General features: G+C 44.1%; 8 protein-coding genes. 3 read left to right on the top strand and 5 right to left on the bottom strand.

The window, feature by feature from the left end; translation table 11 throughout:
* Positions 1 to 4: 4 nt before the first annotated feature.
* Genes AC1RM2_RS32270 through AC1RM2_RS32285 form a run of 4 tightly spaced genes read right to left on the bottom strand, consistent with a single transcriptional unit; the run spans position 5 to position 9,315 of the window.
* A complete protein-coding gene (locus AC1RM2_RS32270) occupies positions 5 to 952 on the bottom strand; it encodes a hypothetical protein (protein ID WP_492989241.1) in 948 nt (315 codons plus the stop codon).
* A complete protein-coding gene (locus AC1RM2_RS32275) occupies positions 949 to 2,292 on the bottom strand; it encodes a hypothetical protein (RefSeq protein ID WP_492989242.1) in 1,344 nt (447 codons plus the stop codon). Before AC1RM2_RS32275 ends, AC1RM2_RS32270 begins: the two co-directional genes overlap by 4 nt.
* Position 2,293: 1 nt before the next feature.
* Entirely contained in the window at positions 2,294 to 7,147 is a 4,854-nt protein-coding gene (locus tag AC1RM2_RS32280) for a DUF6603 domain-containing protein (RefSeq protein WP_492989243.1), read from the bottom strand.
* An 8-nt stretch (positions 7,148 to 7,155) separates the two neighbouring features.
* A complete protein-coding gene (locus AC1RM2_RS32285; RefSeq protein ID WP_492989244.1) occupies positions 7,156 to 9,315 on the bottom strand; it encodes an anthrax toxin-like adenylyl cyclase domain-containing protein in 2,160 nt (719 codons plus the stop codon).
* A gap of 800 nt (positions 9,316 to 10,115) precedes the next feature.
* Between AC1RM2_RS32285 and AC1RM2_RS32290 the strand changes: the two genes are divergently transcribed.
* From AC1RM2_RS32290 to AC1RM2_RS32300, 3 genes are all read left to right on the top strand, one after another.
* Complete coding sequence (locus AC1RM2_RS32290; RefSeq protein ID WP_492989245.1) at positions 10,116 to 10,697, top strand: Crp/Fnr family transcriptional regulator; 582 nt, start codon at positions 10,116 to 10,118, stop codon at positions 10,695 to 10,697.
* Between the two features lie 85 nt (positions 10,698 to 10,782).
* Positions 10,783 to 11,673, top strand: coding sequence for an MBL fold metallo-hydrolase (locus AC1RM2_RS32295; RefSeq protein ID WP_492989246.1), 891 nt, complete (start codon positions 10,783 to 10,785; stop codon positions 11,671 to 11,673).
* A gap of 68 nt (positions 11,674 to 11,741) precedes the next feature.
* Positions 11,742 to 12,131, top strand: coding sequence for a nuclear transport factor 2 family protein (locus AC1RM2_RS32300; RefSeq protein WP_492989247.1), 390 nt, complete (start codon positions 11,742 to 11,744; stop codon positions 12,129 to 12,131).
* 112 nt (positions 12,132 to 12,243) lie between these two features.
* Here the strand turns inward: AC1RM2_RS32300 and AC1RM2_RS32305 are convergent, their stop codons facing one another.
* On the bottom strand, positions 12,244 to 12,804 hold the full coding sequence (locus AC1RM2_RS32305) for a DapH/DapD/GlmU-related protein (protein ID WP_492989248.1): 561 nt from the start codon (positions 12,802 to 12,804) through the stop codon (positions 12,244 to 12,246).
* Positions 12,805 to 12,807: the final 3 nt, after the last annotated feature.

The following is a 12,807-nucleotide window of genomic DNA, read 5'->3' on the forward strand; positions in this document are numbered from 1 at the left end:
TGTATTAATTGCGTTTAATTGTGAGTTTGGTTTTTAAAGGCTTTGATAGCAGCGTATTGGTTAGCGTTGCCGAGTCTGCCATTTTTGAATTTAGCAGGTGTGGTGTCGGATCAATTATTTTAGTAATATCCAGTACACCATTATTGCGTTGCGGCACATGCCCCATTTGCAGCTGTGTTGTATCCAGGTAAATGGTTTCAGCGGGCTGGGTTATTTCTACTTCGGTAATTACACCTTCGCAAATGCAAAGCACCGTGTTATTGGCCAATTTATCTAACCGCACTACACGCAGGGCTTTGTCGGTTTCCTTACCAATGGTGCCTTTAGCTATTATTTCTACGCTTGTCCATGTTGATATTACCGACGAGCGGATTATAAAGCCCGTGTAACTCCAGTTTTTTTGCGCATCGGTTGGCGATGGGTTGCCGTAAACCAGGTTCCTTTGTTTGAGGCGTTCTTTAAGCTCGTTCTCGTATTCCGCCGGGGTGTAACGCCCGTTTATTTGCTTCTTTACCTGCTCCTTTACTTCGTTGTAATGCACCAGTGCGGCAAAATTACCTTCCATTGCTTTGGTAAGCAGCTTTACGTCGTCGTCATCGGCTATACTTAAGGCGCCGTTTAGTAGGCACTGCACCCATTCCGGGTCGATATAAAACAGCTTTAGCGCGCCGCGTTCTACCGTTATTTTTTGCACATCGGCACGGCCGGCAACCAGGTGGTCTGCCACAATCTTATTGTGCTTGTCTACATTAATTTCAACCTCGGTAAGCTGCAAAAAGCGCTCATTAGGTATAAGATAATGTACGGGTACGCCCTGCAGCATACTTAGTTTACCTAAAAACTCTCCTACATCTTCGGGCAGCAGCGGCATATGCGTGGCAGGGTCGGCAGTTGTGCAGTTCAACTGGTCATTAACCATGTCAAACAGGTTAAAAGATCTTATATCCTTCATGTTGTTTTTTTGCTTTGGTTCCACAACAGTATCACATAATCGGTAAGCACTTCATCGCCTTCTATCTCCTTAATTGTAACCTCCAGGTCCTCCGGGTTAATAATTGGCGCTATTTCCTTATCGTCAACTATTGTTTTTTTGGTGATCAGATCCCTGGCTATCGATATCGGCTTATCTGCCTTGAAAGTATTTTTCCAGTTACTGATACCTGCAGAAAAACCCGGGTTTTCCAGTGCCAGTAAGCGCCCTAACTGCCAGGCGGCCGAGTATGAGATATCAAAGGCCCCTGTATCTTTATCAAGCCTTAAGGCATTGTCGGCAGATTTATAACTGTGTATATTAGGTTTAGGGATCTCTACCGGTACCAGCGGCCCACGGTACCACGATGGTGCCTGTTGGCCGTCGCGCCGGCCGTGGTTGATCATGGTATAGCCAAACTTTACAGCGTTTAAAATACCCTTCGATAAAAGTTTTTGATCCTCTTGTTTAATCTCCATCTTTAGATCCTGCGCGTTGCCGTTCAATTGGTCTAACAGGTTGGAGAACGATGCGCCCTGCGCAGTAAACGACCACTGCTTCATAACCACCAGCCGTATATTACCCGATGGGATGTTTCTTTCACGGTCAATTACATCGCCGTAACCTTCCAGCGAAACCAGGAACGCGGTATTTGTTTTACCGTAAGCCGGCAACCTGTTACAACATAGTACCGACAACCATCCGGCGTTATTGTCCTTGCCCTGCTCTTTGTCTTTATTATAGCGGTCGGTAGCATCAACCTGGCGGGTATGGGCCAGGTAATCCAGTTCATCCTTAAGCGGGGCCACGGATATGAATAAAGCTGCGGGAATCTCCAGTATCTTAATTTTATCCTCCTTAAATTTTTCTTTATCGGTTAATGTAATGTCTGGCAAACTGATGCCGGCAGGGGCATTCAATACATCTTTCAGTTTTATTTCTTTAACCGCATCCTTTGGCAGTTCGTCTTCGTTTAGCAGCAACAGGTAAAGCCAGGGGCGTTTTTCACCATTCTTATTCCTCACTACCCGTTCCCAGGGCAGCGTTTTACGATTGAGAATGATATGCGGCATGGCGTCTTTATATGCTCCTTTAGAACCGGCGAGCGGAAAAACGCTGTGAAAAAGTGCCATATCGAGCGAAAAGCGCGGTGCGGTTATCTCAAAACTAAGCCCAATAGTAGAGAAGTCTGCAAGCGCCTTACCGTCAGTGCCCACCTCGGTGCCGGCATTTACCGTGTAAGCGCCTGCTTTTAATGGCGGGCTCGAAAAACTTTGCAGCTTTAGGGTGCCCTTATCTATTTTATCGTTACTACTTAGCATATTACATTGAATTTTTAGGTAACATTTGGCCAATTGAAACCAGGTAATCGGGGATATCGTACAGCCCACCATCAAAGATGATCTCGTCCGGGGCCTCCAGGTCAAAACCTATGTCTTTTAGTCGTTTTACTTCGGCTGCCGCTGCATTGCCGAGCAACATATTTCTTACAGCTTTGGCCCGTTCGTCCTTGTCATCAATCAGTGGTTCCGGCTCGGCTCTCGGGATTGCATCCAAGGTTTTTTGGGGATCCTTCTCTTCGTAGCGGCCGTCAAGGTCAAGGCCTATCATATTTTTGTCAATCTCCTCTACCGCGTGCAGCTTAATGCCCATTAGGGCATTTGGCAGTACATCCGGCCCGGCCACAGCCTTTTTACCCCATAATGCGTTGTTAACCCCCTTTGCGCTCCCTATAATAGTTATATGGTCTGTTATTACCACGCCTTCGCGCGTTAACCATACGCGCATCGTTGCTTCCAGCTTATCAACTTCCATCGGTTGTATCCCGATATTCGTATTTTTATTTGCCAGGGTTTGTGGCACATCTGCGCCGGCAACCTCCATTAGGGTTTTGTTGTCTAATTTTTTAAATGCAGGCTCTTCGCCGGCTTTAAGTAATTTTTTTGTTGTCGCCAGATCAGGGGTAGCGATATCCGATAACGGGAAGAACGAATCGATGGCGATTACAATATCGTAGCCGTTTACGTAAGTAATTTCGGTAGCTGTATTGCTTAAGTTATCCGCGCCGCTTTTTTTATTATCGGGCGCATCGGGTTGGTTTATGATGCCTTTTATAATACGTGCATCAAGAATAATTGGGGCTCCGTTCTTTTTAGGCACAAACGATTCCTTGAAGCTGGTTTCGTCGGAATTTTTCCCAAGAGTATCCCAAACCAACGGTTTAAGCTGTTTACGTTCGCCGCCGCCGAAGCCGATAGTGAAGGAGAAGATGCTCCAATCCACATAGATTTGCCCTGCAAACGGGGGGCCCCATATTTGAACCACGCAACCCATTTGCAATTTAAAGTGGATGTGGACAAAGAGCACTTTGATATTGGCCTCGATGCGTACAATGATCCCCGCTTCAAGATAATATTCAAACGGCGCCCATTTAATCATCATATCCGCCCAGATGATAACCCGTGCCGAAAGGAAGGAGAGATTATAGGCTATTTCCCATTTACCGCCCGCCATTATCTCCCGAGGTGTAAGGGCATAGTACATTTCGCCGCTTATTGACAGCGCATCGCTAAACTTCCAGTTAAGGGCAAGCCTATCAACCGTTGGGTAATGCGTCGGCTTTTTGTAACCCGCCTTGTAACCACCCAGGGTAATCACAAAGTCGCCTTCATTTGGGCCAGAGATCCAGGTATAGAAGGCAAAGCCACCTGTTATCTTACAATCCTTGTTAAGGATGTAGGAGTTATTGGTAAGCATGCCGTTAATGGCAATTACGTCGCTATCCGGGCCAAATTTTGCCAGCAGGGCCAGTTCGATATATACTATCGGCGTGCCGTTACCTGGCCATTTTAAAAGCGACAGCCCAATAATAGCAAACTCCAGTTTATTGCCAAATTTTGCAGTGACCAGTACAAACGATTCAATGATATTGAAAGACGTGAACTTGATACCGAGGGCCAGCCAGTAATCGCCAGGCGATGACGGGATCCACTGGCCGGAGATCAGGTCTTCAAGAATCCCCTTAAGGTCTTTCTGATCTTCTGGCTTGCTAAGCGCCATAGATACCAGCGGGAACTTTTTCACCTCTTCCAGGTTGGGGGTGCGTATGGTTCTGTTATAACCAAACCCTGCCGCTATACCCGTTACAAAAAAGAACGACGGGCCACCTATAGGGCCATTATACAACCCATATATAAACATAGAGGTTGATCCATTATCCAGCGTAGCGTAGCCACCAATACCTTTTATACTAAAGCCGGATGTAGAGATCTGCGCGCCGCCATAAAACGACAATGACTCACCAGCCTGATTAGGTGCACGCAGCAGCATCCCGCTTACCTCAAGCGGGTCCTTCTTCATTGACAGGCCCAGGCCATCAAGGTTAAATTGCGGCTCGATGTCGTCGCCATGGATAAGTTTTGATAGCGAGAACGAAAGCCCCAGGCCTTCTACACTTACCGATAGCGCAGCAAGCGATACGGCACCGCTAATGAGCAGCGATAAGCGGCCGCCCTCGAATTTAAAGCCAAGCTTATTTAAGGCAAGCGGCCCCATTTTTTTGTTAACGTTTATCCATTTTACCGCTGGGTCGAATGATTTTGGGCCTTCGGTTAAGGCATAAACATTGTCGGCACCCAGCAGCAGGTATTGTTCTGTTTGTTTGGTGACAGGCAGGGCGATAACAATAGGCTCGTCCTGCGTGGGCAGGTTGATGCTGCCGCCCAATGTAATACCCTGGCTGTATCCGGTTGCTTCTTCCGGGAATTCTATCGCAGGCATATCGCCTTTTTCTTTATCGGGTACGCTCAACAATGGCAATAAATATAGGCCCGCCTTACTTGTGTAAACAAATCCTACGTTGCTAAAGCTTACATCCTTTAGTTCCTCGCCTACCAATGGCAACCGGCTCAGGCAATCTACCCCGGTATCTACGCCAAAAGCGTAAACGGGGGCCTCGTTTATAACAGAAGTACGCTGTATAAAAATGCGGATATCCTTGCCGGCAACACTGGCAACACCTATAATATCCGTTTGCTTTGTTGCACCATCGTAACTTACGTAAATATCGTTCAGGATAAGTTCCGGTAAAAAGCCATGGGGCAGCAGGCTATCAAATGGGGTTGATGGGGAATATTCTGCCAGCAGATCGCTCAGCGAAACCGATAAACCGCTTGTGCCGCCGCTAAACCGGTTCCTGGTAAGCGCATCTATACCTTTGCCTGTTTTATCGCGTGTGGCCTGTAAATAAACTTTTACGCCTGCAACAACAAATATAAGCTGCAACCCTAACTTATACCCTTCGGTTATTTTGATGAACTCGACATTGAACCTGGTTGGGTTACCTTCTATTTGGGTAGTGAACTCGCCCGAGAAATAGGTTGTTTTGTTTATTTCCTGCACCTTCAGCAGCATATTTACGGTTTGCCCGTAAATAGTTACCGCGATGACACCGGCGAAACCCTTTATGTTTATTTTGGCGTCGTTGTGCTTATCGTATACAAAATCAAGCCGTTTAAATTCTACCGCGTTCAGTTCGTCAGGAGCTTTGCCCAATTTAAACGAATCGATAATTTCTTTGAGTTTTACGGCACCCCGGTAGCAAGCCGTTAGCCGCCAGCCTTTATCATATTCGGCGCTGCCTACAAAATTAAGCTCGCGCCCGGGATTGATGAAGTAGGAAAAACTGGCATTTAGCTTAAATATGTAATTGCCTTTGCCATAAATGCCAACATTAAGGTTGTTAAGAGTGAACCCTACCGGCGCTGTAGCATCGGTATCCATATTTAACCGGGCACCATCGGCAATGGCCATCTCCAGGGCAAATTGCTTATTACCAGAATCGTACTTGCCTGCTAATTTGGTTATCGCCTTCTCGCTTTCAAAACCGGTGTTGTCATTAAATATGTTTACGATATCAGTAAGATAAACCTGTTTTTCGGGCGCGGGGTCCAGGTAAAGGTTGTATTCGCCCTTAGGATATTGGCCGTTGCATTTAAGCTGCACCTTGCCGCTGCCCAATCGTACCGCGCCAGAAAATTTGGCCGAAACCATATTTATTTTGCCTGGGTGCAAAATAGTGCTGGTTAGGGCGGCATTATCAACAGTCAGTATCTTATCTATAATGGGCAGGTTTGATATACCCGCATCGAAGGTTATCGATTCGAGGCTTTTTTCGGATTTGGAGATCTTGAAAGTTACGCCGGCATCAAGTTTGGCTATTTTCAGCTCCTCTACCAGGCCCGATCTATCCAGGTAGCTCGTTAAATCGTCTAATGAGCAATCTACTTTTATAAAAAAGGCATCATCATCAAGCGCCCAGTAACCGGTTATCCCGAGTTGTTTTTTACCTTTAAATATCAGCGTGCCGGCCAACCCAATTTCCCTTTTTTGTTTAGCGGTTTCATTCTTTTTATCGGCCGCCGGCAGTTGTGCCTGCTTAGCCGCCATTAGCGGCGAACTGAATACAATGCTCAGTTCAATTGATTCTATTGTGTCGTCATCAAAGGGCTTTTGGGAATTTAATATCGGAATTTGCAGGGTGAGATTTGGCAACAGCGGCGTACGGTATATGCAGCCATGGGCAACCACTTTATCTTTTATAAAGGCCCAGGCGGATTTGGCAAACTCGGGGATCATGTCCGATTCGGGGATGTTTGGCAGTTCGCCGGTATAAAAAAGGCCACCGCGCCATCCTTCGTTTTCATCAGCCGACTCATCTTCGCGGGATACAGCTTTAAGTTTTGCTAAAAGGCCGGCATCGGCTATTGCCACGCTTATTTTAGGCCATAGTTTATCAATGCTGCCATCGGCGGTGGCATACATATAATACCATTTTATTGCGGTTACTTTAACAGCCGGCAGGTTTGGGAAACCCAATTTTGGCGGCGTAGATAACCATGGCGATTTTGGCACCATCTGCGGAAAAAACTCTGCAAATGTTTTATCTTCTACCTTGGGGATGAGCAGAAAAACCGCATCATCGCCATCCTTAAAAATATAGGCGGTTAAACTGCCCTTTGCATTCAGGAAAGTAGTATCGGCAATTTCCAATTTAAACACACCGCTATCGCCGGTGTACTCGGCATCAAGCACACCGGGGATGATACTGCCAATGTAGCCAGCCATATGGGCGTTTAGCTTTTTGCCAAACTCCTCCGAAATTTCGTTGATCTTCATGGTTGCCATTATGCAGGTGTAACTGGTGTGGCCGCTTTAACTTCAGTTTTATTCATCAAGCCCTCCAGGGCTGTCCGTTTATCAAACGACGGCATGTTGGGCAAATAGTAAAAATCAAAGAACAGATTGGTGATTTCATTAAAAAGGCCGCTGTCATCCTTATAACACTTCAGTATCTTCTTTAAGTTATCTATATACAATGGTTTATAAGGCGCCATGTGTTTATCAATTATTGCCTTGTTAGCGTCAATAGCCTTAAACTCCTTTAAGCCGCCTTCGTCTGTAAACTTATCGTCGTCTTTTATTATAGCGGCCCGGTTTTTTTCTATGGCAGCTTTTAATTTAATCACAGCGTTTTCGGTAGTATCCACTGCGTTATATAGCAAATGCACCATCCATCGGTAATGCATAAAGATCCTGAAATCGGCCTGCATGCATTCTAAGATGAACATCACCAGCTCCTCGGCCGATTTTAGGAGCCCTCCTCCAAGGTATTCTGCCCGCCGGGCCAGGGTAGATGTAATGACGCCTGTGCTATCGGCAACGTTGTTCAATGCGGCAGTCTCCATTTTTTTTGGCAAAAAAACCGCTATCGGGAACTCTATCTCCATAATACCGGGCCGCCCACCTTCATCACTATGGAAACCCTTATTGCCATCGGAGGTGTTCTGGCTAACTTCCTCTGACTGACTAACTTCCTTTAAAAAGTAGGCGGCGTTGTTGTTGATTAGGCCCGAAACCAAATGACAAAGGCTGTTCATGTTACCAAATTCGGCGCTTTCTTTTAATTTGCTTCCGGGTTTGGCATTAAGCTCACCAAAGCCCGGTACAAATTCTATCCCAAAATTGTTGTGGTTGCCTACATAAGTAGTAAATATCTTTCCTCCAATGCGGTTAACCGCACCCGTAGCAATCTCCGAATGCCTGATAAGTTCATCCTGGTTTACACTCATCTTCGGCCAGTTGGCAAAAAGGTCGTAATCTCCGGATACAGCATTTTTATAATATTCGTCTTTTATAGGTGTTGCACCTTCTGCAGGGGGCGGCTGCAACTTATATGGTGGAAACGGGTTTACAAAGCCCTGCACTACATAAAAAGTAGCGCTGCCTGCGGGAGGGGCAAAAACATTAACTCCTCCTTCTGAATACAGAAATTTGGCAAGATCGGGGCCATCAGAATAAACCAATTTTTCCTTTTCTTCAAAAGCGAAGATCGTTTTTAGCGTTTCCCTATTTTTTTCTAAGTAATCCGTCTTGAATTTGGCATCAAGTACCTGCCCGCCAAAATTGACATCAAAAGGCGCAGTGGGAGCGTCGGATGTTTTATACTTTATCCTCCCGTGATAAATCTTCCAGCGCTTATTAGCAATCTCCTTACCGTTCTTGTCGTAATCCTTACTGGTATCTTTTTTTAATAAAAATTCGGTAATTACAGTGGGCTTATTTTCGCCGCCGTCTTCGTTAGTAACGTTTTCCGCTACGCCATACCAGGTGGTTTCGTCAATCTCAAGCGAAAACTTAATACCGCGGATCTCTGAAAGTTTAGCAACATCGAATTCGCGCTTTAAAGCAATAAAAGGGTATTCCGTTTCAATTGCGTTTTCGCCAGACCACTCGCCTTCGATTTCCTCCTTTTCCCGTTCAGCCAATAAAATTTTAACCACAATATCATCGCATATGGCATTGATCTTTTCTGTCTCCTTTTTTCTGTCCGCTTCGGAAAGGGTGGTGGCTAATTTCGCTATATCGCTATCCCTCGTAGCAGTAGCCTTCTTAATCGCTATTTTAGAGCCCGAGAAGTTTTTGAGGTGTTTAAGATAATGTACTACCTCTTTAGCATTAAACTCAGCCTTGTCTATCCCAAGTTTATTAAACACCGGTAACCGGCAGATAAAGCCCGCCATTGGGCCCCAGTTACACGATTTTGCCTTGATATGGAACCCTTTCAGATCGTACCCTTTTTCAATAAGATCGAGCCCCACACCACCCGGAAGGCGGCTTAAAATTACGCTATTGGCAGTGCGCGCAGTTTGCATAAACGAATAGCACATATAGCCGGGGAAGCCCTGCGCTTTCACCTCCTTATATATATCGGATGTTAACCATCTGCTTGCAATAAGATCGGCGGACGATGTGAATGCCGGATCGGCAGTGAGTTCTGTTTGCATAGTGATAATTTATGAAGGTTTTAAGATAATCGGTTGTTTAACATCCCGACGACTGGTGGATCATCAAGAAACACTGGGCTTAACAACCATCTTTATTTAATTCCCCCTCGCAAATCATCTACACAAAGTTTAGCAGCTATGCTTTATTATTTTATAGCAGTTTTATTAAAATACAATTTTACAATTCGTATTATGCTGTAAAACAACCAATTACATTCTATATATTATAAGTTAAGAAAGTACAGTTTTACTCATAAAGAACAATGCCGGTTAACGCACCGTTACAGTTCTGGACTGTGCTGTTATGGGTTGCGTTGGTTATTGGCTTATCAAAGTTCCATTAAATATAAAGGGCAAAACAGGGTGAAATCAGCTTTATTTACAAGGTGTATTTAGGGTGATAAAAAGGCAAAAAAATACCGGTATTCTGTCTTATAGATGAGTTTTGTAAAAATTTCGGCAGCACTACATCGGTTTTTATCCGCGATAAACTAAATAACATCTGCCAGCTCGAACACCCCAGGTACAGGTCTTTCGCTAACTTTACCGCAGGCCACAAAAACGGTAGAAACCCAATAGGAAATTATTATTTTTTACAATTCATTTGATCTGTTTTAGTGCATTAACTGCTGGTCAAAATTTGATCTTCATACCGTACAAAAGTAAGCAGTTAGCTAAAGGAAAGGAGTTACCTTTAGGTAAATAAACGATGATCTGCTCATTCAGCACAAATCCGTAACTTGCCCAAACAAGCCGTATTATGGCCCCAAACAGTACTTATTTTATAATTTACGATTACTATGTACCAATTGTTATGCGATCATATTGAACAACATGTCCATCTTACAGAGGCGGAACTTTCCGGCTTTACTACATTGTTCGAATTGAAAAACATCAGTAAAAAACAAATACTTTTAAAAGCGGGCGAAGTTTGCAGATTTGAAGGCTTTGTTACCAAGGGAATGTTCCGGGTTTATCATATTGACAAAAATGCGGCAGAACAAATACTCTATTTTGCCATAGAAAACTGGTGGATTACGGATATTGACAGCTTTACTAATGAAAGACCGTCGCAGCTTTTTATTGAAGCTATTGAAGATAGTGAAGTGCTTTTAATTTCAAAAAAAGACAAGGAGTTTGCTTATGCAAATTTGCCCAAAATAGAGAAGCTGTTCCGGGTAATGACCCAAAAGACCCATGTTGCCCTCCAAAGAAGAATGATCGATAATTTAGGTAAAACTGCCGATCAACGTTATGCTGAGTTCATAGAAAGATACCCCCAACTCTTTAGGCGCCTTTCTAATCTTCAGATCGCAGCTTACCTGGGCATCAGTCACGAATTTTTGAGTAAAATAAGAAATAAGATCGCCCATAAAAAATAAGCTGAATTTCATTTATTGAACTTGTTCAACCTTTTCAGGCTTTTGATGACCGCATCTTTGCATCGTCATTTAAAAACAACAAAAAATGAAACCAGTTATTTCAGCAACTTTTTTAATCATCTTAATCTTATTCAAAATGGACGTACAGGCACAAAGTTTCAAAACTATTGAAGCAAACAATCTTAAACTACAGGTTTACAACGCATCAGAAAATAGTTTTGGTGTAGCTTCGGTCATCGTATCAGGGAAAACTGATGCGGTTCTGATCGACGCACAGTTTACCCTGGCAGACGCCGAAAAGGTAGCCCAGGAAATCAAAAATTCAGGTAAAAAATTAACCGCTATTTATGTTTCTTACGGCGACCCCGATTTTTACTTCGGATTGGAAGTATTAAAAAAATATTTCCCGGAAGTAACCGCTTATGCTTCACCGGCAACAGTAGAGCACATTAAAGCGACAGCTCAAAAGAAATTAGATGTTTGGGGTGGGCAATTGGGTAATAAAGTCACTTCAAACGTTGTTTTACCGCAAGTGCTGAAAGGAAACAGCATTGACCTGGAAGGCCAGAAATTAGAGGTCATTGGCTTGGAAGAATTTCCGGCTAAAACTTTTGTCTGGATACCTTCCATCAAAGCCGTGATAGGTGGTATTAATGTTTTTGGAACCACTTTCAATCTTTGGATGGCTGATGCACAAACAACGGAAGTCCGGAAACAATGGATCACTGTTTTAGACAAGATTGAAGCATTACATCCGGCTATAGTGGTTCCTGCCCATGCTAATTCTGCAAGTCCCTTTGACGAAAGCGCTGTAAAGCATACAAAAGATTATATCCAGTTCTACGAAGAAGCTTTGAAAACTAACAAAACATCAGCGGCGCTGATTGCCGCCTTAAAAGCAAAATATCCTGCGCTTACTTTCGACATCGCCTTACAAATTGGTGCCAAAGTAAACACGGGCGAAATGAAATGGTAAAATTATCCATCCTGTTCAACCTGGCAATGTTTATCGCGCTGTCAGGTTGTTCTTTAAATAAAAACAAAATGACAAATTTAGAAATCATAAGGAGCACATACGAGGGGAAAACTTCTGAAGAGAACGGTAAAAACCTGGCTAAATATGTTTCAGAAAACATCACCTGGACCGAAGCTAAGGGCTTTCCCTATGCCGGTACTTATATTGGTTTAGAAGAAGTTACCAGGAATATTTTTTACCGCTTAGGCAGCGAATGGATAGATTATAAATTTACGCCTGAAGAGTATGTTGCCTGCGATGATAAAGTGGTTGCCTATGGCACTTACACCGGTACCAACAAAGCCACCGGTAAGTATTTTGAAGCAAGGGTAGCACACATTTGGAAATTGAAAGACGGGAAAATTACAAGCTTTGAGCAATTTGTTGATAGCCAATCCGTAAACAATTCCATGAAGTAATAAGCGCATCCATTGCTTTAATTGCTTTTGAGCATCTGGTAAATTACCTGGCTAAGGAATACCTTATTTAATTGGGAAGCCGGTGTTAAACCAGCTTCCCAATTTCAATTACCTAAAAAATTGTCCTGATCTCTTTTGCGGGAATGCCTCCGACAACAGTATTATCCGGAACGTTTTTACTGACGACCGCACCAGCTGCAACTACGGCGTTTTCGCCAATGGTCACACCGGGTAAAATGGTTGCAGCCGCACCGATCCAGGCATTTCGTTTAATCAAAATAGGTTTGCATAGCATCCCTCGCCGGTCTGCCGGATCAAGCGGATGATTCTCTGTAATCAGATTCACTTTCGGACCGATGAGTACGTGGTCTTCTAAGGTGATACCGCCCATATCCAGGAAGGAACAGGCATGATTGATGAAGACATGTTTGCCGATATTTATGAAGCGACCGAAATTGGTATAAAACGGCGCAAATATGGTCGTGCTCCCGTCCAGCGCGGTGCCAATAATCTCGCTAAGTTTCGTTCTAACCTCCTCTACGCTGGTTGCTGCATTGAGTGCCGGTGATAAAGCCAGTGTGCGGCTGACCACCTCATTTACCCTGAAAAATTCCGGATCATCCAGCCTGACGAGTTCTCCCGCTTTTAGTCTTTCGAAAATATCTTTTATCATATC

This window comes from Mucilaginibacter sp. GW822-FHT03E02 (assembly GCF_058801545.1).